The 24,379-nt window shown below is 61.3% G+C and carries 22 protein-coding genes; 13 read left to right on the forward strand and 9 right to left on the reverse strand.

Features of this window, described 5'->3' with window-relative positions:
- The first annotated feature begins 8 nt into the window (after window positions 1-8).
- The 3 genes from FHK92_RS19580 to FHK92_RS19590 all read left to right on the forward strand — a co-directional run bounded on the left by FHK92_RS19580 (window position 9) and on the right by FHK92_RS19590 (window position 5,013).
- The gene (locus FHK92_RS19580; protein ID WP_181289499.1) at window positions 9-1,370 is read left to right on the forward strand and encodes a DUF1329 domain-containing protein; all 1,362 of its coding nucleotides are present in this window, start codon (window positions 9-11) and stop codon (window positions 1,368-1,370) included.
- Window positions 1,371-1,436: 66 nt separating this feature from the next.
- On the forward strand, window positions 1,437-2,540 hold the full coding sequence (locus tag FHK92_RS19585) for a WD40/YVTN/BNR-like repeat-containing protein (RefSeq protein WP_181289500.1): 1,104 nt from the start codon (window positions 1,437-1,439) through the stop codon (window positions 2,538-2,540).
- A 52-nt stretch (window positions 2,541-2,592) separates the two neighbouring features.
- Complete coding sequence (locus FHK92_RS19590) at window positions 2,593-5,013, forward strand: efflux RND transporter permease subunit (protein ID WP_181289501.1); 2,421 nt, start codon at window positions 2,593-2,595, stop codon at window positions 5,011-5,013.
- A 565-nt stretch (window positions 5,014-5,578) separates the two neighbouring features.
- Here FHK92_RS19590 and FHK92_RS19595 read toward each other — a convergent pair.
- The 3 genes from FHK92_RS19595 to FHK92_RS19605 form a co-directional block, all read right to left on the reverse strand.
- Entirely contained in the window at window positions 5,579-6,286 is a 708-nt protein-coding gene (locus FHK92_RS19595) for a cupin domain-containing protein (RefSeq protein WP_181289502.1), read from the reverse strand.
- A gap of 42 nt (window positions 6,287-6,328) precedes the next feature.
- Window positions 6,329-7,186, reverse strand: coding sequence for a GNAT family N-acetyltransferase (locus FHK92_RS19600; protein WP_181289503.1), 858 nt, complete (start codon window positions 7,184-7,186; stop codon window positions 6,329-6,331).
- A gap of 211 nt (window positions 7,187-7,397) precedes the next feature.
- Window positions 7,398-8,324, reverse strand: a complete 927-nt coding sequence (locus tag FHK92_RS19605; protein ID WP_181289504.1) for a 2-hydroxyacid dehydrogenase — start codon at window positions 8,322-8,324, stop codon at window positions 7,398-7,400.
- 286 nt (window positions 8,325-8,610) lie between these two features.
- On the opposite strand from FHK92_RS19605, the gene gabT reads away from it, so the two are divergent.
- From gabT to FHK92_RS19620, 3 genes are all read left to right on the forward strand, one after another.
- Window positions 8,611-9,903: a 4-aminobutyrate--2-oxoglutarate transaminase gene (gene gabT, locus FHK92_RS19610; protein ID WP_181289505.1), complete on the forward strand. Its 1,293-nt coding sequence runs from the start codon at window positions 8,611-8,613 to the stop codon at window positions 9,901-9,903.
- 80 nt (window positions 9,904-9,983) lie between these two features.
- On the forward strand, window positions 9,984-10,640 hold the full coding sequence (locus FHK92_RS19615; protein ID WP_181289506.1) for an HAD family hydrolase: 657 nt from the start codon (window positions 9,984-9,986) through the stop codon (window positions 10,638-10,640).
- A 46-nt stretch (window positions 10,641-10,686) separates the two neighbouring features.
- Window positions 10,687-11,175, forward strand: coding sequence for an Lrp/AsnC family transcriptional regulator (locus tag FHK92_RS19620; protein ID WP_008146530.1), 489 nt, complete (start codon window positions 10,687-10,689; stop codon window positions 11,173-11,175).
- A 58-nt stretch (window positions 11,176-11,233) separates the two neighbouring features.
- On the opposite strand, the gene FHK92_RS19625 is transcribed toward FHK92_RS19620, so the two are convergent.
- Complete coding sequence (locus FHK92_RS19625) at window positions 11,234-12,019, reverse strand: SDR family NAD(P)-dependent oxidoreductase (RefSeq protein ID WP_181289507.1); 786 nt, start codon at window positions 12,017-12,019, stop codon at window positions 11,234-11,236.
- A gap of 180 nt (window positions 12,020-12,199) precedes the next feature.
- On the opposite strand from FHK92_RS19625, the gene FHK92_RS19630 reads away from it, so the two are divergent.
- The 7 genes from FHK92_RS19630 (at window position 12,200) to FHK92_RS19660 (ending at window position 18,754) form a co-directional block, all read left to right on the forward strand.
- A complete protein-coding gene (locus FHK92_RS19630; protein WP_181289508.1) occupies window positions 12,200-12,904 on the forward strand; it encodes a heavy metal response regulator transcription factor in 705 nt (234 codons plus the stop codon).
- Window positions 12,904-14,277 (forward strand): heavy metal sensor histidine kinase, encoded by a 1,374-nt coding sequence (locus tag FHK92_RS19635; RefSeq protein WP_181289509.1) that lies wholly within the window; start codon window positions 12,904-12,906, stop codon window positions 14,275-14,277. The genes FHK92_RS19630 and FHK92_RS19635 overlap by 1 nt, the downstream gene beginning before the upstream one ends.
- A 409-nt stretch (window positions 14,278-14,686) precedes the next feature.
- On the forward strand, window positions 14,687-14,947 hold the full coding sequence (locus FHK92_RS19640; protein WP_181289510.1) for a DUF2790 domain-containing protein: 261 nt from the start codon (window positions 14,687-14,689) through the stop codon (window positions 14,945-14,947).
- 46 nt (window positions 14,948-14,993) lie between these two features.
- Window positions 14,994-16,049: an oxidoreductase gene (locus tag FHK92_RS19645; protein ID WP_181289511.1), complete on the forward strand. Its 1,056-nt coding sequence runs from the start codon at window positions 14,994-14,996 to the stop codon at window positions 16,047-16,049.
- A 62-nt stretch (window positions 16,050-16,111) separates the two neighbouring features.
- Window positions 16,112-17,434 (forward strand): NTP/NDP exchange transporter, encoded by a 1,323-nt coding sequence (locus FHK92_RS19650; RefSeq protein ID WP_181289512.1) that lies wholly within the window; start codon window positions 16,112-16,114, stop codon window positions 17,432-17,434.
- Between the two features lie 126 nt (window positions 17,435-17,560).
- On the forward strand, window positions 17,561-18,253 hold the full coding sequence (locus FHK92_RS19655) for a type 1 glutamine amidotransferase domain-containing protein (protein ID WP_181289513.1): 693 nt from the start codon (window positions 17,561-17,563) through the stop codon (window positions 18,251-18,253).
- Window positions 18,254-18,322: 69 nt separating this feature from the next.
- Complete coding sequence (locus FHK92_RS19660; protein ID WP_181289514.1) at window positions 18,323-18,754, forward strand: DUF1810 domain-containing protein; 432 nt, start codon at window positions 18,323-18,325, stop codon at window positions 18,752-18,754.
- A 40-nt stretch (window positions 18,755-18,794) separates the two neighbouring features.
- Here FHK92_RS19660 and FHK92_RS19665 read toward each other — a convergent pair whose 3' ends face one another.
- The 5 genes from FHK92_RS19665 to FHK92_RS19685 all read right to left on the reverse strand — a co-directional run bounded on the left by FHK92_RS19665 (window position 18,795) and on the right by FHK92_RS19685 (window position 24,375).
- Window positions 18,795-20,054, reverse strand: a complete 1,260-nt coding sequence (locus FHK92_RS19665; RefSeq protein WP_181289515.1) for a TIGR02270 family protein — start codon at window positions 20,052-20,054, stop codon at window positions 18,795-18,797.
- Window positions 20,055-20,087: 33 nt separating this feature from the next.
- Window positions 20,088-20,933, reverse strand: coding sequence for a hypothetical protein (locus FHK92_RS19670; protein WP_258232693.1), 846 nt, complete (start codon window positions 20,931-20,933; stop codon window positions 20,088-20,090).
- 105 nt (window positions 20,934-21,038) lie between these two features.
- Complete coding sequence (locus FHK92_RS19675) at window positions 21,039-22,226, reverse strand: PAAR-like domain-containing protein (RefSeq protein WP_181289516.1); 1,188 nt, start codon at window positions 22,224-22,226, stop codon at window positions 21,039-21,041.
- Window positions 22,226-23,266 (reverse strand): beta-ketoacyl synthase N-terminal-like domain-containing protein, encoded by a 1,041-nt coding sequence (locus tag FHK92_RS19680; RefSeq protein WP_181289616.1) that lies wholly within the window; start codon window positions 23,264-23,266, stop codon window positions 22,226-22,228. Before FHK92_RS19680 ends, FHK92_RS19675 begins: the two co-directional genes overlap by 1 nt.
- A complete protein-coding gene (locus tag FHK92_RS19685; RefSeq protein ID WP_181289517.1) occupies window positions 23,263-24,375 on the reverse strand; it encodes a DUF2169 family type VI secretion system accessory protein in 1,113 nt (370 codons plus the stop codon). Before FHK92_RS19685 ends, FHK92_RS19680 begins: the two co-directional genes overlap by 4 nt.
- Window positions 24,376-24,379: the final 4 nt, after the last annotated feature.

The raw sequence follows: 24,379 nt of genomic DNA on the forward strand, positions 1-24,379 counted from the left end.
GAATCGCCATGCAGAACACAACACTCCTGAACACCTGCCTCCTGACCCTGGCGCTCGCCAGCGCGGGCCTGGCGCAGGCGGCGGTGTCGCCTGAGCAGGCCGCGCGCCTGAAGACCGACTTGACCCCCTTCGGCGCCGAGCGTGCCGCCAATGCCGATGGCAGCATCCCGGCCTGGCAGGGCGGCTACACCCAGGTTGCGCCCGGCTATAAACCGGGAGACAAACGACCGGACCCATTCACCGGGGAAAAACCGCTGTACTCGATCAAGGCCTCGAACATCGAACAGTACGCCGGCGAATTGGCCGAAGGCACCAAGCTGTTGCTGAAGAAATACCCGGACTATCGCCTGGACGTGTATCCGACCCATCGCTCGGCCGCCGCGCCGCAATGGGTCTATGACAACACCGGCAAGAATGCCACCCGCGCCACGCTGGATGTGGACAGCGAAAAAGTCTCCAACGCCTACGGTGGCATTCCGTTCCCGATTCCGGAAAACGGCGCGCAAGTGCTCTGGAACTATCGGTTGTCCTGGCAGGGCGGTGACACCATCAGCTCGCCGTTCGATACCTGGTTGATGACCGCCGGCGGCAAGAAAGTCCAGGCGACCCGGGCCCAGTACACCTACCAGTTTCCCTACTACGTCGAAGGCGGCAGCCCGGAAAATTATTCGGGCAAGTACCTGCTGGGCAAGTTGTTCACCGAGTTGCCGTCGTCCAAGGCCGGTGAAGGCCTGATGACCCATTGGGACCTGGACCCGGCCAATCGTGCGGCCTGGCAATACCTGGTCGGCCAGCGCCGGGTTCGCCGGGCGCCAAACATCGCCTATGACACGCCGGACTTCGTGACCTCTGGCGTCGGCCTGTTCGACGAAGCGTTCATGCTGTTCGGGCCGACCGATCGCTATGACCTCAAACTGGTCGGCAAGAAAGAGCTGATGGTCCCTTACAACAATAACCGCGCCGCGCTGGCCAAGAGTGACGACCTGGTCAGGGTGAACTTCCTCAACCCGGATCTGGTGCGCTGGGAGAAACATCGGGTCTGGGTGGTCGAGGCCACGCTCAAATCCGGCAAGCGCCATGTCGTGCCGCGCCGCACCTACTACGTCGATGAAGACTCCTGGCAGATCCTGATGGCCGACGGTTACGACGCCCAAGGCAAACTCGGCCGCCAGATGTATTCATTGACACTGCTTGCGCCAGACCTGCCGGCGCTGACCGCACAGGTCATGTGGGGCAGCTACAACCTTGATACCGGGGCCTACTTCCTCAACTCATCGAGCAACGACCTGGCGGTTCAGTACCAGAAAGTCGCCAAGCCTTCGGCGTCGTATTTCACGCCGGATGCCATGGCCAACGAAAACATGCGCTGAACCTGTGGCGGCCGTGTCGCCGGCGTGTGCCGCGGCCGCTTACGATTTTCCAGGCGAGATAAAGACATGAGCGTTGAAAGAATCTTTGCGCGCCGCGGCCCGCTACGGAGCGCTTGCGCCTTGGCGTTCTGCCTGCTGGCGAGCATGCCTTGGGCCGCACAGGCCACGACATTGGCGGTGCTGGAGCAACCGGCACTGCCGACGGCCAAGGCCCAGCGCGCGGTATTGCTCGGCCTGACCCGGGCCGGCGAGCGCCTGGTGGCGGTCGGCGAGCGTGGGATCGTGCTGCTCTCGGATGACGCCGGCGTGAATTGGCGCCAGGCCAAGGTGCCGGTCAGCGTCAGCCTGACGGCGGTGCAATTCGTCGATGCCGAGCAGGGCTGGGCGGTCGGCCATCTGGGAGTGGTGCTGCACACCCAGGACGGCGGCGAAACCTGGCAAAAACAACTCGACGGTGAACGTGCGATCGCGTTGGCGGTGCACGTTGCCGAGCGCGACGCCAATCAACCGGGCGGCGCGAGCAACCTGGCCCAGACTCGGAACATGCTGGATGACGGACCGGACAAACCGTTTCTGGACCTGTACTTCAGTGATCGCCTCCACGGCTACGTCGTCGGTGCCTACAACCAGATCTACCGGACTGACGATGGCGGACGCAGTTGGCAGCCGTGGATGCAACACGTGGACAACCCCCAAGGGTTGAACCTGTATGGCATCCGCGCCTTGGGCAACGATCTTTTGCTGGTAGGGGAGCGCGGCTTGCTGTTGCGTTCGATCAATGCCGGACAGTCATTCCAGGCCCTGAAGTCGCCGTACGAGGGCAGCTTTTTCGGCCTGCTCGCGACGCGCGATGGGGCCTTGGTTGCCTACGGACTGCGGGGAAATGCCTGGCGTTCCGACGACCGTGGCAATAGCTGGCGACGTCTTGATACCGGTCTCGAATCGACGCTGGCGACTGCGGTGGAACTGCGCGACGGCAGCCTGTTGTTGGCCAGCCAGAGTGGCGAGCTTCTCTTCAGTCAGGACCAGGGCCGCAGTTTTGACAAACGTCAGGTCCGCAGCGGCGGCACTGTTTCTGCCGTGCAACAGGCGGTCGATGGCAGTCTGGCCAGCGTTGGCCTGAGCGGCGTGGCCGCTGACCAGGATCCGCGTGCCAGCGGTAAACCTTGAAACCTCACGGTGTAGCGCTATCGAGCCACGGCTCGCGCAACAGGAGTCAACCTTGAAAGACGACAAAACCCAAACCGTGATCAGCCGCCAGGAAGACTTCGACCGGGCGTCGGGCAACTTCGCCGAGCGGGCGATCTTCAACCATCGACCGCTGGTGGTCCTCCTGTGCCTGTTGGTGACGTTGGTGCTTGGTTGGCAAGCCACGCGCATCGGTATCAACGCCAGTTATGAGAAGACCATTCCCACCGAACATCCCTATGTTGCCAATTTCCTCGAGAATCGCAGTGAACTGAGCGGCCTGGGCAACTCGCTGCGCATCGCTGTGGAAGTCAGGGAGGGGAGCATTTTCACCAAGGATTACCTCGACACCTTGGCCAAGCTCAACGACGAACTCTACCTGCTGCCCGGCGTGGATCGTCCCTACATGAAATCTCTGTGGACGCCGACCACGCGCTGGACCGCGGTGACGGAAGAAGGGCTGGACGGCGGCACGGTGATTCCCGATGACTACGATGGGTCGGCGACGAGCCTTGAACAAGTGCGGACCAACGTGGCCCGCTCCGGCGAAGTGGGTCAATTGGTCGCCGGCAACTTCAAGTCCAGTGTCATCTTCGTGCCTTTGCTGGAGATCAACCCGCAAACCGGAAAGGCGCTGGACTACGGCCAGTTCTCGCGGCAACTGGAGGTGTTGCGGGACAAGTATCAGACCGAGGACCTGCGGATTCATATCACCGGTTTCACCAAAATCGTCGGCGACCTGATCGAGGGGATGACCCAGGTCCTGCTGTTCTTCCTGATGGCGGTGCTGGTGACGGTCTTGGTGCTGTTTGGCTATACCCGTTGCGTGCGCAGCACCTTGGTGGTGGTGGCTTGTTCGCTGACGGCGGTGCTGTGGCAGTTGGGTTTGCTCGCCATGCTTGGCTATGAGCTGGACCCGTACTCGGCATTGGTGCCGTTCCTGGTGTTCGCCATCGGCATGAGCCATGGCGCGCAAAAGATGAACGGCATCATGCAGGACATCGGCCGTGGCACTCACCGGGTCGTCGCCGCGCGCTACACCTTCCGTCGACTGTTCGCCGCCGGCATCACCGCTTTGCTCTGCGATGCGGTGGGGTTTGCGGTTCTATTGCTGATCAACATCCGGGTCATCCAGGACCTGGCGATTACCGCCAGCCTCGGTGTCGCGGTGCTGATCTTCACCAACCTGATCCTGCTGCCGATCCTGCTCAGCTACATCGGCGTCAGCCCGGCGGCGGCGCAACGCAGCCTCAGTTCGGAAACCACCGAGCAGCAGGCGTCGGTCAAACATCGGTTGTGGTGGGTGCTCGACCTGTTCACCCAACGGCGCTGGGCCGTGGGGGCCATGCTGGTTGGCTTGCTGCTGGCGGCGTGGGGGTTTGCTGTAAGTCTGCACCTGAAGATCGGCGACCTGGACCCCGGCGCTCCAGAGTTGCGCGCCGACTCGCGCTACAACCGCGATGCGCTGTTCATGACGCAGAACTATGCGGCCAGCTCGGACATCTTCGTGGTCATGATCAAGACGCCCGAGGACCAATGCACACGGTACGCCAGCCTTTCCGCGGTCGACGCGCTGGCCTGGCAACTGGAACAGCTGCCGGGCGTTGAATCGACCTCCTCGATGGCGGCGCTGAGCAAGATCGCCACGGCCGGTTACAACGAAGGCAACTTCAAATGGTATGAACTGATCCCCAATGACGGCGCGCTCGGGGCCGTGCAAACCCGCGCACCGCGAGAGCTGTTCAACCAGGGTTGTTCGATGCTGTCGCTGTACGTTTACCTGGCCGATCACAAGGCCGACACCTTGAACCGGGTGGTGGAGGCCAGTGAGCGCTTTATCGCCGGACACCAAGTGCCCGACGTGAAATTCATGCTGGCGGCCGGTAGCGCCGGGATCGAAGCCGCGACCAATATCGTGGTCAAGAAATCCATGCGCGAGATGCTGCTGTGGGTCTACGGGGCGGTGAGTCTGTTGTGCCTGGTGACCTTCCGTAGCTGGCGCGCCACCCTTTGCGCGATGCTGCCACTGATGCTCACCTCGATTCTGTGCGAGGCGCTGATGGTGGGGCTGGGCATGGGCGTGAAAGTGGCGACATTGCCGGTCATTGCGCTGGGCGTGGGGATTGGTGTTGATTATGCGTTGTATGTGTTGAGTGTGATCCTGGCTCGGATGCGCGCCGGCGATACCTTGGCCCAGGCGTATTACCAGGCGCTGCTGTTCACGGGGAAGGTGGTGTTGTTGACGGGGATGACGTTGGCTGTGGCGGTGTCGACCTGGGCTTTTTCGCCGATCAAGTTTCAGGCGGACATGGGGATTTTGTTGGCGTTCATGTTTTTGGTGAATATGTTGGGGGCTTTGATTCTGTTGCCGGCGTTGGCTTGGTGGTTGTTGCCGCGGGAGGTGTTTGTAAAAAAGCCTGAGTTGAGTCGGCGGGAGCGGTGGGTTCGGGGGTAGTACGTTTTTAGGATGGCGTGTATATCCGTTATTTGCGTAACGGCGACTTATGGTTCCGCTCTTACAGCGGCTCACTTTTGGAAAAGCGCCAAAAGTAAGCAAAAGCGCTTTGCCCCACCACTCGGCACCTCGCCTAGGCTCGGTGTGCCCTCACTCCGGCCTTGCTCCGTGGGCCCGCCGCGATGGGCCATCCATGGCCCTGCGCGGCTATCCCGGCATCCATGCCGGGATGCCCACTGCGCAAGACCTGCGTTCGGCCAGCGTGGTTTAACGGGGCGCTGAGATCAAGATCAAGATCAAGATCAAGATCCAAAGCAAGAGCAAGAGCAAGAGCAAGAGCAAGAGCAAGAGCGGGGCATCAGCCAGGATTTATTTGGCTGAACCACCGCTATCGCGAGCAAGCTCGCTCCCACATTGGATCGTCAGCAGCCACAAAATTCATGTCTACCACAGCCCCCTGTGGGAGCGAGCTTGCTCGCGAAGAGGCCGGTACATCAAGCATCTTCATCGACTGGCACTCCGCCTCCGCAAGCAGGCTCGCACCCAGGGCACAGGGCGCAAAACGCTACTTGCAGACATAAACCTTGCGCACATAAACCCCGCTCTTCCAGGCGCAAGGAGCCCCCCGGGGCACAAACACCGTATCCCCAGTCCCCACCGCCAACCCCGAGCCATCTGCCAGTTGAAGAACGATGTTGCCCTCGGTCAAATGCATCAACTCATGCATCGCGTGTGGCTTGGCGCGGCGGGTGTAGGGCGTCGAATCCCAGATGCCGATTCGCAGGTTCGTCGCTTCCTCGACGAACAGATTGTTCGAGCGACATTGCGGTGTCTGGCTCAGCAGGATTTCCTCACTCGGTGGTGTCGAAGGCGAGAGCAAGGTTTGCGTGGGGAGGAACGTCAGCCCAACTTTGCCCACTTCAACAGGCTGGATATCGGCGCAGAACGCCCAGAGTGAATCGGCCTGCGCCTCGATCCGGATCGACGTGCCACGGGCAATCACCGCGCTGTCTCCCGGATTGAGTCGGAGCGTCTGTTCCTGGCTCCGCAGGGTGACCTGTCCCGCGTGCACCACGATCGTTTCGCTGCAGGGATATTCATCGACGCTAAATTCGCCACTCGCGTGGACCACGCCGGCAACGATGTCATCCGCCGCGACATAGGCAATGCGCCGGTCGAAAGGGTCGTTGGCGCTCAATGAACCGGAAGTGAACGCGGTTGAGGCCGGGCGGCCGTCGGCATGTGCCAACAGCACGGCGGTGGGCTCTAGCATGATGCGGTGTCTCCGAGGGTTATTACCGATGAAAGAAAGCGGTCAGCCGATGGCCTGGGTCACCAGGGCAAACTGATGGACGCCGCCACTGGCCTTCGGCGGGGTACCACGGGCCATTTGTGCGACGGTGTCGACGTGCTTCAGTCCGGCTTCTTCAAGCCAGGGCCCCAGCCCGCAGTCGGAAGGGATGTCCATGCGCAAGAAAGCGTCCGGTGCCTGGGCCAACAGCACCGCGATCAGATGCCTGGCCTGTTGTGGATTTTCCGCGACGACCGGGCCGATATAACGACCACGACCGAAAGAGCGCAGGAGGGCGAAGGCGCGTAGCTGGCCATCGCGCTCTATACCGACGGCGTGCTCGGTACTGTCGAACAGGTCGTTGAGCACGGTGTGCCGGTCCAAGCCGCTGCCCGCGTTTGCCAGTTCGATTTGCTGGCGTCGATCGGCGTTGGTCAATTCGCGGCAGCGTTCGCCAGTTGGCAGAGCAGGAACCGCAGGGGCAAGCACGTGGCCCTGGTGCTGTTGGATATGTCCAAAATCAACGAAGCCCTGGCTGGCATAAAGTGGGGCGCCGGCCAGCGTCGCGTTGAGCATCGGGATTTTCGACCCGCATGCCTCGAGTGCCAGCTCCATGAGCCTGCGACCGATGCCTTGGCCCTGGTATTCGTCACTGACGATCACCAGGCCGATCGTGGCGTAGTCGCCTTGCGCACAGGTGAACGCGGTACCGATCAGGCGGCCGTCGTCCTGCGCGACGAAACCCTGGGAGACTCGTTGCAGCATGGCCCAGTCTTCCAGGCGGTGGGGCCATTTCAATTGCATGGACAAGGCGTGGGCCGATTCCAGGTCGGCGCCGGTCATGGGGCGAAAGGTATACGCGGGGCGTTGCGAGTTTGGCATGACATAGCTCCGTGGACAGGGCCGAAAACCGGTGGGATTTCGCCGCTGAAAGTGTGTGTATCTCACCTGCCATTTGGCCTGGCAAGGGGCGGGCAGTGATTCGGCAGATTGCGTGAGTGGCGTCTTCCATGGCCGCAGTTATTGCTCAAATCCGCAGCACGCACAGCAATAAATTCCAGCGATCTGCGTCGAAGAAAAAGGCAAGCCCAGATCAATAACAGCGCTTGCGATCAACCTCGCCGAGCATCGATTCATTGCGTTGATGCCGACGGATATTGTCCAGCAATACGCCAAAGGCACTTTCAGGTTGGGTCATCGCCGCGATATGCGGCGTCAGCCAGATTTGCGGGTGGTCCCAGAACGGGTGATCCGGCGCCGCTGGCTCCTGTTGCAATACATCGAGCACCGCCGCACTGAGCTGGCCGCTGGCAAGCGCATCAAGCAGATCCGCTTCTACCAGGTGTCCGCCACGGCCCATGTTGACCAGGGCGGCCCCCTTTGGCAGGTGCCGGAACAATTGGCGGTCGAGAATCCCTTTGGTCTGCTCGGTCAATGGCAGAACGCACAGCACGATGTCGCATTGGCCGAGGAAAGCCGGGAGCTGTTCAGTGCCGGCAAAACAGTCCACCCCGGCGATGCGATGCTCGCTGCGCGCCCAGCCCGACAAGGCGAAACCAAAGGTTTGCAAGGTCGAGAGAATCTGCCGGGCCTGCGTGCCGAGCCCCATCACACCGACCCGGCGCTTGGCGGCCGGCTGCAGCATATGAGCCTGCCAGCACCGGGCCGACTGTTGCTGGCGATAACGGAGCATATCCCGGTGCAGGCTGAGCACGGCGAAACTGGCGTATTCGCACATGCCTTGGGTGATGCCCGGGTCGAGTAGACGAACCACCGGCAAGGAAGCAGGCAGCCTGTCGAGGTCAAGCTGGTCGACCCCGGCCGACAGGGCAAACAGCACTTCCAGGTTTGGCAATACGACCTCAAGGTCGTCCGGTGCCTGCCAGGCGGCCAGGTAGCGAATGTCCCGCGGATCGCCGATGTCCGGCCAGGCACGCCATCCGATATCTGGAGCGTGCTCGGCGAATAGCCGTTTCCATTGTTCGCCGCGCACCGGGTCGGCTTTATAAAGCAGGGCCATGGATGATTTCTCATGCTGGATGGGGTGCCTCCAGCATGCCCGAATGGCGAAGCAGGATGTTTCGAAAGCGCCGGCGTAACGGCGGGCCCCTGCGGTGTAGAGGCCCTTAATCGGCAGATTCCATGGGGCCGGAGCCGACTGATGGATTCTGCTGTTTGGCGGGGTGAAAACAGTCGATCCGAATTTCCCAGGGGTCAACTTCGGCTTAGACCATTGCGTCGAACGCTTAACCTGTGGAACACATCGCAGCCGTTTCCCGGTTGCCCGGTTCACTGTGGGAGATGCCATGAACAGTAAAGTCGAAGAAACCCCGAACTTGCTCCGTCAACGTGATCAATTCGTGCCTAGGGGATTGGTCACCGCGCATCCGCTGGTCATCGACCGGGCCCTGGGGGCGGAGGTTTGGGATGTGGATGGCAAGCGCTATCTGGATTTCGTCGGCGGCATCGGCGTTTTGAACATCGGCCACAATCACCCGAACGTGATCGCCGCCGTGCAAGCCCAGTTGCAAAAGGTCAGCCATGCTTGTTTCCAGGTTGTGGCCTACAAACCCTATCTCGACTTGGTGACGCGCTTGTGCGCGTTGGTCGGTGGCCAGGAGGCCTACAAGGCGGCACTTTTCACGTCTGGCGCGGAGGCCGTGGAGAACGCGGTGAAGATCGCGCGCGCCCACACCAATCGGCCCGCCGTGATTTCTTTCCGTGGCGGATTCCACGGGCGTACATTGTTGGGCACGACGCTGACGGGCATGAGCCAACCGTACAAGCAGAACTTCGGGCCGCTTGCTCCGGAGGTGTTCCATACGCCTTACCCGAACGCCTATCGCGGTTTCACCAGCGAGATGGCCTTGCAGGCCCTGAGCGAATTGCTGGCGACCCAAGTCGCCCCGGATCGAGTCGCGGCGATCATCATCGAGCCGGTGCAGGGCGACGGCGGTTTCCTTTCCGCGCCGCCGGAATTTCTCCAGGCGCTGCGCCGCCTGACCGAGCAACACGGCATCGTGCTCATCCTCGACGAAATCCAGACCGGTTTCGGCCGCACCGGCACATGGTTCGGTTTCCAGCACTCCGGGATCCAGCCGGACCTGGTGACCGTCGCCAAAAGTCTCGCTGGCGGCTTGCCGATATCGGGCGTCGTGGGACGTGCGCAGATCATGGATGCGCCATTGCCCGGTGGCCTGGGCGGCACCTATGGCGGTAACGCATTGGCGTGTGCGGCCGCGTTGGCGGTGATCGACACCTACGAGCAGGATCAATTGCTCGAGCGCGGTAAGGTACTGGCAGAGCGTTTGCGCCAAGGCCTGCTGCGCTTGCAGGCACGTTACCCACGTATCGGCGACGTGCGCGGTACCGGTTTCATGTTGGCCATCGAATTGATCAAGGATGATGAAGCACGTAGTCCTGATGCCGAACTCACCCAACAACTGATCGATCAGGCCAGGGTCGGCGGGTTGCTGGTGATCAAATGCGGGGTGTATCGGAACGTGCTGCGTTTCCTTGCGCCCCTGGTCACCGAGGAAAATCAGATCGACGAAGCCTTGGTCATTCTTGAAGGCGCATTGTCACGGGTGTTGAGTTAACTCCAGGTCTCGGTCGGCGGTGATTCTGCGCCGACCGATTGCCTATGGAGCACATGGATGCATCACGGGAGGCGACACACATGCACCTGACTGATTATCGCGCGCTGCTGATCGATTGCGACGAAGTCCTGGTCGATCGGGATTCGGGTATCTGGACAGCCTTGCAACCTTTGCTCGAAAGCCACCCGGACGCGCCTGCCAGGGAGGCGGTGCTGGCGGAATTCGACGCAGCCGTTCGCGGGCTCCACCCGCGCTTTTCCGAGTTGGGCTTCAGTGGCCTGTTGTGCTTTGCCCATCGCCAGTTGGCCGAGCGCCTGAAGCTCAAGGCCAGTTGGGAGGAGGGCATGAGTTTTGCCCGTTCGGCCAGCACCTGGTCGCTGTTCGAGGACGCACCCGGTGCCATGTTGTACCTGCGCAAATTCTATCGGCTGCTGGTGTGTTGCGACCGTGATGCCGAGGATCGTGACGCGCTTTGCGAGCGATTGGGCATCGCGCCCGAGGACTTGCATTCCCGGGCCAACAACCCGTTGGAAGACGAAGCCTGGTTGTTGGCGAACACGCTCCAGCCTGAGCACATCATGCAGGTGTCCAAGGTCTGCGAGCGATTACAGAAGTCGGCGGGCTTATGCCTGATCCGCCGTGACCCGGAACAATCCACCGAAGCACAATCCGCCGATTTCTACATCACCAGCATGGCGGATCTGGTGGCCCAGCATCAGCTATCTTTGCGCCGTTGAATTTGCTAAAACCACTGTCACCTGAACGGCAATAATGGGGTACCCGATGGAAGGTTTAATCAAACTAGACCGAATTGATATCAGTATCCTTGTCGAACTTCAGAAGGACGGTCGAATGACCAACGTCAGCCTTGCCGATGCGGTGGGGTTGTCCTCCAGCCCTTGCCTGCAGCGGGTCAAGCGCCTCGAGTCGGCCGGCTACATTTCCGGGTACAGAGCGCATCTGAACCTTGCCAAGATCACCGATTCGGTGACGGTTTTCACCGAGATCACCCTCAGCGACCATAAACGCGAAGACTTCGCCAAGTTTGAATCCAACATTCGCCTGGTCGATGAAGTACTTGAGTGCCATTTGATCAGCGGTGGCTACGATTACCTGGTGCGTTTCATGACGTGCAGCATCCAGCATTATCAGGAAGTGATCGAAGGGCTGCTGGACAAGAACATCGGTATTTCCAAGTACTTCAGCTATATCGTCATCAAATCCCCGGTACTCAAGGACGGGGTGCCGCTGCGCAGGCTCTTGCGCCACTGATGCACTTGCCACAAGGGAATACAGGCCGAGTCAAGTTCGGCCCGTCTCATCTCGTGAATCAGCGCCCAGGCGCCTTGTTCTCCACCAGACAGTTGCCACCATCCACCACCATCACCTCACCAGTGATGTAGCTGGACTCAGCGGATGCCAGGAAAGCCACGAGGGCGGCGACCTCCTCGGGGCGTCCCGCCCGGCCCATCGGCGTGTAGCTCGCCGCGTGGGCTTCTTCGGCAGTGGTCGAGCCGGTAGCGATCCAGCCGGGCGCGACGCAGTTGACCGTGATTCCCTGCCGGGCCACTTCAAGCGCCAGGCCCATGCTCATGCCGACCATGGCTGCCTTTGCGGCGCTATAGGCGGCCTCGCCGGGGTTGCTGCAACGGGTGCCGGTGGTGGAACTGATATTGACGATGCGGCCATAATTGCGCGCCTGCATGCCGGGCAGGACGGCACGAGTCAGCAGGAACGCCGTCGTCAGGTTCCGGGCCAGCGACAGGTTCCAGGTGCCCAGACCCATGGTCGCCACCTCGGCAAACGACTCCGGGCTGCCTTGCATGGCCATGCCCGCGTTGTTCACCAGCACATCGATGCGCCCCCACACCGACTCGGCCCACAGGCCGAACTCACGAACTTGTCCTTCATCCGTGAGGTCAAGGGCCCGTCCTTCGACCTCAAAGCCTTCACCCCGCAGTTCTTCGACACGTTGCGCAATGCGCGCGCTGCTGGCGGTGACGATGAGCCTCGCACCGGCGGCACCCAGCCTGCGTGCGATCGCCATACCGATTCCCATCTCGCTGCCAACCCCGCTGATCAGTGCCACGGGGTTCTTTCCGGTTGTGTCTGGCATGGCATTTTCCTGTTTGTTGTTGTGATTGCTACGGAGCTAGCCCGCTGATGACAAGCGCTGCGGGCCAGTATTGCATTGCGGAAACGATTTCTGACAAGAATGTCAGGAAGCGGTCAGTCTCCGGACACCTTCGCTGGCTAGACTCAGTAGGTTGCCCCGCGTCCAGAGAGGAGATACCTGATGCGCTTGCTCATTGTCGAGGACGAAGAAAAAACCTCCTCCTATGTTCATCGTGGCTTGAGCGAGCTCGGCTACATTGTCGATGTCGCGACGAATGGCATCGATGGCCTGCACTGTGCGTTGGAAATGGATTACGACGTGGTGATCCTCGATGTCATGTTGCCGGGCAAGGACGGCTACGGCGTGTTGCAGGGGCTGCGCCTGCATAAGAAGACCCCGGTCATCATGTTGTCGGCGAGGGGCACGGTGGATGATCGTGTCCGAGGCTTGCGGGAGGGGGCCGATGACTATCTGGGCAAGCCCTTTTCCTTTGCCGAACTGGTCGCTCGCGTCCAGGCATTGATCCGGCGACGCGCCGATGATGCGGCCGACCCCACGCATTTGCGCATCGACGACCTGGAGGTTGACCTGCAGGCTCGCAAGGTCACACGTGCCGGGTCGCGGTTGGACCTGACGGCCAAGGAATTCTGCCTGTTGAGCCTGCTCGCCCGGCACCAGGGCGAAATTCTTTCCAAATTGATGATTGCCGAGCAGGTCTGGGACATGAATTTCGACAGCGACGCCAACGTGGTCGAAGTGGCGATCAAGCGTGTGCGCGCCAAGGTTGACGCGCCATATCCGCGCAAATTGCTGCATACCGTGCGGGGTATGGGCTACGTGCTTGAGAGCCGTGAAGTGGTCGATAGGCAAGTGGCGGCGCTGTGATGAAAGGTTCGATAGCCAAGCGGCTCGCCCTGATGTTTGCCGTCGCGGTCATGCTCATCACCGCCGTCTGCGCGACGTTGTTGCGCTGCTCCTTGAAGCAATCGCTCGAAGACCAGATGCAGAACGAACTGATCCTGCGCCATTCGGTTCTCGACCCAGTGCTCGCCAAATATGACTCTCCGGAATTCTGGGTGGGGCTGCGGCAGAAGCTCGACGGCCTGACGCCCGCCGACGAGCGCGTGCGCTATTGGGTCCTGGTCGACAATCCGACATACAGCTATGGCGGCGCGATGCCGGATGGCCAGGACTGGTCGACGCGTCCGGATGGATTTTCCAGCGTCGCGATACCAGGCCGGGACCGCCCGATGGTCTTGCTCGTCGAAACCATCGCCGCCATGGGCAGCCGTCCGGAGTTGCGTTTTATCGTCGGGCTGGACTCAACGCCGTTCATGAAGACTCTGGACCATTTCACCAAGACATTGGTCCTTACGTCGGCGCTAGGCGTGGTGCTGGTTGGACTGCTCGGCTATTGGATCGCGCGTTTTGGCCTGGGACCGGTCCGGCGCTTGAGCCGCCAGGCCAACAGCCTGCCGCCGGGAGACTCGAAACAACGATTGGACACCGAGGCGCTGCCGGGGGAATTGCAGGAACTGGCGGTGTCGTTCAACGGCGCCCTGGCGCGCCAGGAAGCCGCCTGGTGTCAGCTCGAAGGGTTCAACGCCAATGTCGCCCATGAACTGCGTACGCCCTTGACCAATCTGATCGGCCAGACCCAAGTCGCCTTGGCCCACGGACGAGACGTGAATGAATTGCAGGACTTGCTGCAATCGAACCTCGAAGAGCTGGAGCGGATGGGTACGATCGTCAATGACATGCTGTTCCTGGCGGGAGCGGAAAGCGGGCAGCGGGCCACTGAACTCAGCGACGTTTCGCTCTGCGAAGAGGCGTCGAAGACGGTGGAATACCTGGAACCGGTCTTGCACGACAAACAACTGAACGTGGTGATCCAAGGCGACATGCGGGTGCGTATCGACCGGCGTCTGTTCCACCGATCCCTGGCCAATCTGATCCAGAACGCCGCCCGATACGCAGTGCCGGCCAGCACGATCACGGTGAGCCTGGTCAGCCATGGCATGCAGGCCGAGGTCAGCGTCTCCAATGCCGGTGAGCCCATTGAAAACGTGCATCTGGAGCGTCTGTTCGAGCGTTTCTACCGAGCCGACGCCGCAAGGGCCAGGAGTGACGCACATCATGGCCTGGGGCTTTCCATCGTACGCGCGGTAGCCTCCATGCACGGCGGACGGGTTTTTGCCCATAGCAAGGACGGGGTCAACACCTTTGGGTTCTCTTTGACGAGCCAGCCGGTGCGTTAATCAACCTACAATTCCCATTGACCGGGCCTGCGCTTTCGCGAGCAAGCTCGCTCCCACATTGGATCTCCAGCAAACCTGAAATCCATGCACGCCACAGCCCCCTGTGGGAGCGAGCTTGCTCGCGAAAACGCCGGCACATCAAACATCTTCATCCACTGAAACACCGCCATCGCGAGCAAGCTCGCTCCCACATTTGGATCTCCAGCGAACCTGAAATCCATGCACGCCACAGCCCCCTGTGGGAGCGAGCTTGCTCGCGAAGACGCCGGAACATCCAACATCTTCATCCAATGAAACACCGCCATCGCGCTCGCGTTTGACATGTTCCTGTCAGTCACCGGTCACCTTGACGTCAGTGTCCCCCTCCTAAAGTGCATCCACCATCCCGGTCAGGACAGTGGAGTACGCCATGAACATTCAGAACTTTTCGGTCGCCAGCCTGCTGGCAGTGATCACGTTGAGCGGTTCGCCTCTGTTTGCCAAAGAACAGACCCAGGTTCCGGCCTATGAATACGGCATGCCGCTGGACATTGCCCAGGCCATTCGTATCGAGGCACCGGCAACGCCGGTGTGCGAGGTGGTGCAGGCCGAGATGACCTACGTGGATACGCAGGGAGAAATCCGTCGCGTCAGCATTCTCCAGCTGGCCGAGGCCTGTGCCATCCAGTGAGCCTAACCGCGTCGTTTCATCAACCGAACAATCAAGGAACCCAACCATGTGGAATACAACAACCAGCCCGGCAGCCGGCCTTTTCCAGACCTTCAACCAGCTTATGAATCTGGCCCGCACGTTGATTGCAGGCGTCGCGCTCCTCAGTGCGATGAGTATCGAAGCGTCGGATCGTGCCGCGCCGAAACCCGACTGGTCGACCCACGACATGCCTTCCCAGAGGGGCCGAATTATCCTGGTAACCGGCGGCACCAGTGGCATGGGCTATGAGGACGCCCTGGCACTCGCGCGGGCGGGGGCCGAGGTCATCATCGCGGCGCGCAACCTGGAGCGCGGTGCGGAGGCCATCAAGCGTATCCGCCAGGCCGTGCCCGACGCCAAGCTGCAGTTCGAGTCCGTGGACCTGGCCAACCTGTCTTCGGTGCGCGGCCTGGCCGAGCGTCTCAACCAGCGGCTGCCGCGCCTGGACGTGTTGATCAACAATGCAGCCGTCATGGCGCCGCCCGAGCGGGGCACTTCCGCCGATGGCTTTGAGCTTCAGCTGGCCACCAACTACCTCGGCCATTTCGCGCTGACCGGCCTGCTGGTTCCGCTCCTGCGGCAAAGCGACGATGCCCGGGTGGTGAGCCTTTCCAGCATCGCGGCCACGCGCGGTGCGGTGAATTTCGACGACCTGCAGTCCGAGCAGAAATACGACCCTTACGCGACCTACGCCCAGTCGAAACTGGCCATCCTGCAATGGGCATTTGCGTTGCAACGGCGCAGTGACGCGCAGAAGTGGGGTATCCGCAGCATCGCCGCGCATCCCGGCGTGGCCGTTACCGAACTGATCGCCCGAGGGCCGGGGATCAACAGTGAGTTCGGCCAGCGCTGGGCGAAGGATCGCGATGCGTACCATTCTGCGGCACAAGGCGCGCTGCCCACGTTATATGCGGCCACTGCCGAGCAGGCCGTTGGCGGTGCCTACTACGGGCCGACCGGCGATGACGAAAAACGCGGTCCGCTGGGGTTCGCCAAGACTCCACCGGCCGCGACCAAAGAAGCGGATGCCGAACGGCTCTGGGCCACCTCCGAGCGCCTCACCGGCGTGACCTATCGCTGATCCTATCCAGGGCGCGGGCATCCGTTCCGCGCCTTCCCCGTAGCCGTTTCCCCGGAGTTTCCATGAGTACGATTTCCTACTTGCACCGGCTGAGCCTCGCCCTGAATGCCCGCGACGGTGAACTGCGTCCGGCACTGTGCGGGTTCTTGCTGTTCCTTTGCCTGTTTACCGGTTATTTCATGCTGCGTCCGATCCGCGAGTCGATGGGCATTGCGGCGGGCGTGGAAAACCTGCAATGGCTATTCACCGCGACTTTCCTGGTCATGCTGGCAGCCGTGCCGTTATTCGCCTGGCTCAGTTCCCGGGTGCCGCGACTGCGCCTGATCGATTGGGTGTATGGCTTCTTTGGCATCAATCTGCTGATGTTCGTCGAGTTTTTCCAGTTCCTGCCGGACAGTGTCTGGCTCGCCCGGGTATTTTACGTCTGGATATCGGTGTACAACCTGTTCGTCGTGTCGGTGGCCTGGAGCTTGATGGCGGATGTGTTCGACAGCGAGCAGGCCAAGCGCCTGTTTGCATTCATCGCCGCCGGGGCCAGCGTCGGCGGCCTGCTGGGGCCGGCGCTGAGCGCATTGCTTATCGACGCGGTGGGAGCGTCAGGCTTGATGCTGCTGGCGGCTGTGTTGCTGGGTGCCACCCTGGTGTTGAAACGGACCTTGATGAAATGGCGCGGACAGGGCGGGGCAGGGCGACCCGGTGCAGCACCCACCCAAAACCCGCAACAGCCACTGGGCGGCAATCCGTTCAGTGGGATGGTCGCGGTGTTCAGATCGCCTTATCTGGTGGGAATCGCCGGTTTCGTGGTGTTGTTGGCGACGGTCAGCACTTTTCTTTATTTTGAGCAGGCGCGCTTGGTGGCCGAGCATTATCCGGACCGCGCATCGCAGGTTCGTATCTTCAGCGCCCTCGATATCGTCGTGCAGGCCGGCGCGTTGCTGTCCCAACTGTTCATCACCGGTCGCGTCGCGCCGAAGTTGGGCGTGCGTGCTTTGTTGGCGGTCGTGCCGTTGCTCATGTGTGTCGGTTTCCTGGGCCTCGCCCTGGCGCCGGGCTTTGCGCTGCTTGCAACCTTGATGATCGTGCGACGAATCGGCGAGTACGCGTTTGTCCGGCCGGGCAGGGAAATGCTGTTTGCGCCTCTGGACGCCGAGAGCAAATACAAGGCCAAGAACTTCATCGACACCGTGGTCTATCGCGCCGGCGATGCCGTGAGTGGCTGGGCCAAGAGCCTGCTCGATCAGATCGGCCAAGGTGCAGGCGTGGCGGCAATGGTGGGGGCGTGCTGCGCGTTGCTGTGGGGTTATCTGGGCTGGCAGTTGGGGCGGCAGGCGGATTATGCGGCTTCGCGCGAACTGCGCCTGGCGGCGATTTCGGCAAGAGCGTGAAGAACGTCATCTGAACGATTTTCCTCACGCTCGCTACGCTCATTTGAACGTATGGACCAGCGCAGCCTCTGACACTAATGCAGGGCGAGCGCACGTCGCCCATTCCCGCTCGGAGGACAGGTTCACATGAAGATTCTAATGGTGCTTACATCCCACGATCAGTTGGGCGACACCGGTAAGAAGACCGGGTTCTGGCTGGAAGAGTTCGCCGCTCCGTACTACGTGTTTGTCGACGCCAAGGCGACGGTCACGCTTGCTTCTCCAAAGGGCGGGCAGCCACCGCTGGACCCCAAGAGCGACGAGGAAGGTGCCCAGACAGACGCAACGCGTCGCTTTGCCACGGATACCCAGGCTCAAGCAGCGTTGGCAAACACGGTGCCGCTGGGCGAGGTTGATCCCTATGACTTCGATGCCGTGTTCTATCCGGGAGGCCATGGCCCGCTGTGGGACCTGGCCGAGGACACTGACTCCAAGACGCTGATCGAAGCCTTTTATGCCGCGAATAAACCCATCGCCGCCGTCTGTCACGCGCCGGGGGTGTTCAAGAACGTCAACGCACCGGATGGCCAGCCCGTGGTGAAAGGCAAGAAAGTCACTGGCTTTACCAACTCCGAGGAAGAAGCGGTGGGGCTGACCCAAGTGGTGCCGTTCCTGGTGGAGGACATGCTCAAGGCCAAAGGCGGCGAATATTCCAAAGGCGCGGATTGGGGCAGTTACATCGTCGAGGACGGCCATCTGATCACCGGCCAGAACCCTGCTTCATCGGAAGCTGCGGCCAAGGCGTTGCTCAAGCGGCTCGAACAGGAACTGAGCGCTTGAAGCGATTTTTGTAGGGCGGCCGGCCGTGTCGCCCTTTGCCAGCCACTCAACGACGGGGAAGGATCGATCATGCAAGACCCTTACAACCTTGCGCGTTTCGTCGAGGCGCAGCGTCCGTTGTTCAGTCGCGTCATGGACGAACTGCATGCTGGCCGGAAGCGGAGTCACTGGATGTGGTTCATCTTCCCGCAACTGCAAGGGCTTGGCCGTTCCGAAATGGCCAGTCTCTTCGCGATCTCCGGCCTTGCCGAGGCTCGCGCATACCTGCAACACGAGGTGCTTGGCCCCCGACTGGAGGAGGCCGTCAAGACGGTCTTGCAACACAGTGGCACCAGTGCCGAGCGGATATTCGGCTCACCTGATGATTTGAAGTTTCGTTCCTGCCTTACGCTGTTCCTCAGCGCCGAATCGGGATCTCCTCTGTATCAACAGGCACTCGATCAGTTCTATTCGGGGGAGCCAGATCGCAGGACGCTCGACCTGCTGGGGCGACAGATATGAGTGACGTGGCCCTCAGTCGCTGACGACGTTGCAACGCAGATTACCGTCCGGACGTGTCCACCGCGGCCAACAAGCACTTTTGTCGCCAGGCCGGTGCACTGGTTGGAAACAACATCTCACTCGGTCGAAACCGTGCGAGACCGCAGGCGGCGGCAATGCGCTGACGCTGCTGGCCATGGACCAGCGCCTGCACAAAACTGCTTTCGTTTTGCGCCTGTCCCAAGATGTAGCGAGTCCCCACTTGGAAGTTTCCGCCATTGGCCTGCCACCAGGCATCGACACACACGGGGTTTGGCCAGGGCAGGTTCTCATCGGGGTCCATGAGGACATGCGGATCTTCGGGGTCATCGTTCGGGCCCGCATCGAAATCCGGCAAGACGTGTAGCTCCAGATCGAGCAGGGCCAGGTCGGCTCCGGTGATCAGGCTGAAGGCTTCGCCAGCGACACGTGCATAAGGCACGTCGGCCATGTGCTGGATCAACCACGGCACGCTGACCGGATCGCCCAACAGCCCAAGGGCCTGGATGCCGATGCGCCGCTGCCGGGGATCCTGTACCAATTGGCGTATCCAGGCGATGCTCGGTTCGCGCGCCTGCCAGGCCAGCAGCACACAGATTGCGCGATATTGAAATTCACCTGGCTGCTCGGCGAACTGCCGCAGCGGTTCTAGGGCTTGCTGATCGCCCATTTGCGCCGCCGCCCAGCTGGACCAGAAGCGCGTGGCTGGGTGCTGATGCAGTCGATGGAGCCGAATGACCGGCAACAGGTCCTGCCGGCGCAACTCGCCGGCGGTGCGGGCGGCACGTGCAAGCACGCTTGGGTCGACATCGGACAGTCCGGCCAGCAGAGCAGGGCCAGGGTCGTGATGATGCATGCCACACGCCGCCAGGCCCAGGCGGCGAAACAGTGGCTCTGGAGCAGCGAGCATGCGGTCGATCCAGGGCGATACGCGCGCCCAGTCCAGCCAGCCCAAAGCCATCAGATAACCACGTTCTGTATCCCCGGCGCTTCGCAAATGCTCGCTGAGCCGCGATAACACCTTCCCGTCGGCCGTTTCGAAGGCCAACACCACGCTGGCGAACATCTCGCCGATGGCGTGCGGGCCAAGCTGCTCCAAAAGCGCTTCAAGTCCGCGCGGCCCGGCGACGCGCAGGCCATCGAGGTGTGCTTCGATGCGATCTTCCAACGTGCCCAGTTCATCCAGGTCGTAGTGGGGCGCGCGCAATGCGTCGTCGCGCAAGACCACCAGAAATCCAACTTCTTCTACGTGCAGGTCAAGGATCACGGGCAACGTGTTCATGGGCTTTCGATCCGGACAGGAAATTTGGCCTGATCAATCAATTTGCAGGCACCGCTTCCAGTTCGAACCATCGAATTCCATGACGTCCTTCGGACCGATGGACCACAGGATCCCGTCTGCCGCACTCAGGTGATAACACGTGCCCGGCGCGTCATCTCCGAAGTCGACGGGCTTGAGCGTGTCACCCTCCAGTCGGTAGACGAAATGGGTGGAAGACACATACAACTGGCCCTGGAAATACTCCATGCCCCACAGGTCTTCCCGGGTGCTGTCGTGCTCGATCACTTCCCATTGATCATTGCGGCCACGCAGCAAGGTCCCGAGCTGGCCGCAAGCATAGGCAAAACCGTCCGGCGCGCAGCGCACCTTGTACAGCGCCAGGTTGGTCGGACTGTTCTGCTGGGTGAAGACGCTGCCGTCGTACTTCCAGATTTCGCCTTCCCAGCCGACGGTGTAGATTTCCTGCTCGCTGAAACCGTCAATGGATTCGAAGCTGGTGTCGGTGATGGGCGTGTCACCGACCTGGGCGCTCTGGTCGATGCATCGCCATTGGTCTTCGCCGTCGCGCACGTAGGCTTGGCGGCAAGTCCCCACGGCGTAGGCGCGACCTTTGGAAATGCCGCGGATCTCGCGGAGGGGGCCGCGTTTGGCGGGTTCGAATCCAGATTTTGCGATCGCCTCTTCAGTCTTGGTGCCTGCGCCGCTGGCTTCGACTGATCCATCAACGCCCAGCATCAAGTGACGCTCTGCTGGCACATGGCAAACCGTTCCGGAGCAAGCAAGCCACGGCACAGTGCCGGCGTACAAAGTTCCACGATACAGGGTGAACAGTATTGAACCGGTGTAGCCCTCGCTGATGGAAAGGTCGTTCGTGGTCATTAAATAGTAGAGGCCTGAGTGTCGAACGACCCCAGTCGTTATGCTGAGTCCGCTGAGGCGCGGGTCACGAGGATCCATATGGGTCTCATCCTTGTACGATTGGTGTTAAGGGTTCGGACTTTCAGGGCACATCTCGCTGATGGCCTTGTCACGCTCATGCTGGTTACTAGTCATCGAAGCCCTGGCATTGATCGGTTTCTCCTTGCCTGGGCCCTTCGCCTGGTCGTGGTAACTGTTCAACTGAGCTTCCAGGCATTTTTGGGAACACTTGGAGTCCGGAAAGGTTTTCCTGGCTGCCTTGGCCCCTGTAGCCGTGGCCGTGGACCTTGGCCACTCGCCTTTCGCGTCAGCCTCTTTCAGGGCTACCACGCCACGCCGAGTATGCATCTGGCCATGGGTGGCCGTGGTCTGGTTCGGGCCCTCCACGCACATGACCGGGGCCTTGTCGGTCTCATATTTGCTCCAGCCGGTTTTTGTCGGGTGCTGGTTCCTGGGCTGGCCCGCGAAGGCCGGGCCGTCGGTGAAGGAGGCCGAATCGATTAGGTGATCTCCGGTTTGTCCCGGGCAACATCTGTTGGGCTTGTACGGGGCAAGAAAACAGCGCAGGGCCTTTTGGCAAGGATCAGCGTTGATGGTCTTGGCCAAGGAGGAGTACTCCTTGAGAACGCCAGTATGGGCAGCCATATACGCAGGATCATCTGAAAAACCATCGCCCGATTTTTTCTTGGCGGCGTTGCGTGTCTTGAGCGCGTCTTTCAGCGTTTTGGTATCCGGGCAGACCACTTTCTTGCTGGTGTCGCACGCCTTTTTCACCCGTTTCCTTTCCCCCTCGCACTGCGCCAGGTCCTTGGCGATGTCCATTCTGTCCGAATAAGGCCAAGGCACCGTATTGCCGGGTTGGGATGCATGGTTGTGGGTGGTCAGGTCCATGTGCCGGACGACATTCTTGCCCTCGTACTTCACATCCATCGACCAGGAAGTGAAGTACACCTTGCCCTTGTTCCTACTGGTGACGATGCCCTTTTTGGGCGCGTTCCCGGCCTCGTCGCCATAGCTGGTCTTGAAGTAGCTCTTGTCCTTGAGCATCACTTCCTTGCCAGTGATCTTTACCGTCCGGGTGCCTTTGGTCGTGTCCTTGGCCATGCCGGTGTTGGGGTAGGGAATCGGCACGCCCAGCGGGGTGGGCGGCGCCTGGGGTGGGGTGAAGCAGACGTCCGGAAAGCAAGCGATCGACTTGCCGTCCGCCGCCTTGCAGGAAACCTCCATGCTGTTGGCAAACACTTCGTTGGCCATCAGGCAGCCCTCACGATCCGGTAGCTTAGCAGCGCGGCGGCGCGTTCGCCGGCATCGTTGCCCAGATGGCAGAAGATGTTCGGCCCTTCACCGTAGCCCTTGCGACTGGCGGCCAGCGCCACGGCAAGCATCACCGGGCCGATGGCGGCGCCGACTTCGCCGATGCAGTCAGCTGGATGCCAGAGGTGGAAGAACTCCTTGCGCACCCGCAGGCTGCGGCTCAGAGCCAGGGACGCCTCCTTGAAGTAGTACTGTTCGCCGGAAATATCCGTCAGGCGATAATCCATCTGTTCAAGCCCGCAACCGGCTTCGCCCAGGGCCGCGCGCACGGCTTGGGTCAGGCCTTCGGCGCGCAGCGGCAGGTCTTCGGCTTCCACTGTGGCCTGTTCCATACCGAAACCCAGGCCAATGCAGGTCAGTTGCGGCTTTTCTTCGGAGACAGGAGCGGCGAGTACCACCGCTGCGGCACCTTCGCCGGGGATGAACCCGTTGGAGTTCTCGCTGGTCAGCAAGCGTTCGCGTTGCTCGAAGGCGGCCAGGGTAGCGCCACAAAGCAACGAATCGACGCCAGCAACCAGCACGTGGCGATGCCCGCCCTGGTAGATCAACGTTCGCGCATCGCGCAGAGCCACGGCCGCACTGACCCGGCCCCTCGGAATGACGATCGAGTCGGGATGAAAGCGCAGGCCCAATTCAACCTCGATGTCACGCAAGAGCGCCATGTCGAGGCCGTTCAGCCGCCCGGGACGCTCAGCTTCAGCCACGCCCAGCAGCAGCGGAATCTTTTCCGGGGCGATCCCAGGCAGGTTTTGTAACGCCTCGGCGATGGCGCGGGCGGCCATCTTGATCAGCTTGGTGCGGCCGCGCCAGGGCTGTTCCAACGGCACGCTGGCCCCGATGATCCATTCGCCGGCACGATCGATGAAGCGGGTTTCCTGGAAGTGGTCGATGGCACAGCGGATTGCCGCGCAGCTCGCCGCCGCGCTGAGGCCGACGGCACTGACCATCCCCGAGCCGATAATGGACAGGGCGGCCATCAGTGCGTTTCCTCGGAAGTCCGCTTGGCTTTTACCAGGGCATCGAGTGACCGATAGTAATCCTTGCCAAGTTCGCGAGCTCGCCACCAGGCCTTGGGCATTGTGCCGACGAGCACTTGAGCAATCTCAAAGATGTTGCGCCGCAGCGGGCGGGCAATGCGCCAGGTCAACTGCACCTGGCGGGCATCGGTATCGATCAGCAGGGTGTCGATCAACGCCGGCACCGTTTCATGGCCGCCTTTCTTCAGGAAAAAGGTCACCGGCACGTCCATCTGGGGAATGCGAAAACTGGTTCGCTCCTGCGGGGTCAGGTTCAGCAACAGCACCTCTTCGCCGCCGTGCAAGTAGTCGGTTTGCTGATCATCAGGGGCGGCCTGGAAGTAGCGGTTGTCGAAGTCCGCGGGTAAAAACGGAAAGCTGTCAGCCAACCAGGCATCGTCGTACGTCCCGGCGAAGCGCGCGCGTTGCGGCCAGCTGCGGCCAATGGGACCCAAGGCCATCGGGCGGAAGTCGCCGGACGGCGAGTCGATGGGCTTGCCCAGTTCCTCGGTGTTGGGCATCGGCCGGCCGATGATGTCGATGTCATCCGTGCCACCTGGGTACCAGCCGCAACCGCTTGGGTTGTCGGGATGGCAATCGCGCATGTCGGGCGCATTCACCATGGCGCGGGAGCCGCCGAAGGCCTGGGTGTAGGAGATGTCCTGCTCCGTAAAAGCCAGGGGTGAACCGGGCGACAGGCCCATTAATCCCGGCTGCCATTGCCGTGGACCCAGCACCGATAAGGCTTTGCTGACCCGTCCGACACGAATGCCTGCATTCAGTTGCGAGACAGGCCGTCCGCCTGGGGCATAGGCCTTGCCACACACCAGCACATCGCAAAACGGTTTGAACGGGGCGAAGTCCATTTCCTGGCGTGGGGCGCTGAGGCCCGGCTCACCGAGAAAGGTGTCGGCCATCAGCAAGGGTTGCTGGATGTCGGCGAGGACTGCGGCGCGGCCATCCAGCGGCAGATCGAACGTACCCTTGGCCACAACCACCAAGGATTCGCCGCCGTCGGGTGTCATGCCCAGGGTATAGGCGACTTGCAGTTGGCTGGCGTTGAGCAATTCCATCGAG

The organism is Pseudomonas brassicacearum subsp. neoaurantiaca (genome assembly GCF_013608025.1).
Taxonomy (GTDB): domain Bacteria; phylum Pseudomonadota; class Gammaproteobacteria; order Pseudomonadales; family Pseudomonadaceae; genus Aquipseudomonas.

Coding starts and splice junctions, on each gene's coding strand:
- FHK92_RS19580 (WP_181289499.1), top strand. CDS start 9: ATGCAGAACACAACACTCCTGAACACCTGCCTCCTGACCCTGGCGCTC.
- FHK92_RS19585 (WP_181289500.1), top strand. CDS start 1,437: ATGAGCGTTGAAAGAATCTTTGCGCGCCGCGGCCCGCTACGGAGCGCT.
- FHK92_RS19595 (WP_181289502.1), bottom strand. CDS start 6,286: ATGCTAGAGCCCACCGCCGTGCTGTTGGCACATGCCGACGGCCGCCCG.
- FHK92_RS19600 (WP_181289503.1), bottom strand. CDS start 7,186: ATGCCAAACTCGCAACGCCCCGCGTATACCTTTCGCCCCATGACCGGC.
- FHK92_RS19605 (WP_181289504.1), bottom strand. CDS start 8,324: ATGGCCCTGCTTTATAAAGCCGACCCGGTGCGCGGCGAACAATGGAAA.
- gabT (WP_181289505.1), top strand. CDS start 8,611: ATGAACAGTAAAGTCGAAGAAACCCCGAACTTGCTCCGTCAACGTGAT.
- FHK92_RS19615 (WP_181289506.1), top strand. CDS start 9,984: ATGCACCTGACTGATTATCGCGCGCTGCTGATCGATTGCGACGAAGTC.
- FHK92_RS19620 (WP_008146530.1), top strand. CDS start 10,687: ATGGAAGGTTTAATCAAACTAGACCGAATTGATATCAGTATCCTTGTC.
- FHK92_RS19625 (WP_181289507.1), bottom strand. CDS start 12,019: ATGCCAGACACAACCGGAAAGAACCCCGTGGCACTGATCAGCGGGGTT.
- FHK92_RS19630 (WP_181289508.1), top strand. CDS start 12,200: ATGCGCTTGCTCATTGTCGAGGACGAAGAAAAAACCTCCTCCTATGTT.
- FHK92_RS19635 (WP_181289509.1), top strand. CDS start 12,904: ATGAAAGGTTCGATAGCCAAGCGGCTCGCCCTGATGTTTGCCGTCGCG.
- FHK92_RS19640 (WP_181289510.1), top strand. CDS start 14,687: ATGAACATTCAGAACTTTTCGGTCGCCAGCCTGCTGGCAGTGATCACG.
- FHK92_RS19645 (WP_181289511.1), top strand. CDS start 14,994: ATGTGGAATACAACAACCAGCCCGGCAGCCGGCCTTTTCCAGACCTTC.
- FHK92_RS19650 (WP_181289512.1), top strand. CDS start 16,112: ATGAGTACGATTTCCTACTTGCACCGGCTGAGCCTCGCCCTGAATGCC.
- FHK92_RS19655 (WP_181289513.1), top strand. CDS start 17,561: ATGAAGATTCTAATGGTGCTTACATCCCACGATCAGTTGGGCGACACC.
- FHK92_RS19660 (WP_181289514.1), top strand. CDS start 18,323: ATGCAAGACCCTTACAACCTTGCGCGTTTCGTCGAGGCGCAGCGTCCG.
- FHK92_RS19665 (WP_181289515.1), bottom strand. CDS start 20,054: ATGAACACGTTGCCCGTGATCCTTGACCTGCACGTAGAAGAAGTTGGA.
- FHK92_RS19670 (WP_258232693.1), bottom strand. CDS start 20,933: ATGACCACGAACGACCTTTCCATCAGCGAGGGCTACACCGGTTCAATA.
- FHK92_RS19675 (WP_181289516.1), bottom strand. CDS start 22,226: ATGGCCAACGAAGTGTTTGCCAACAGCATGGAGGTTTCCTGCAAGGCG.
- FHK92_RS19685 (WP_181289517.1), bottom strand. CDS start 24,375: ATGGAATTGCTCAACGCCAGCCAACTGCAAGTCGCCTATACCCTGGGC.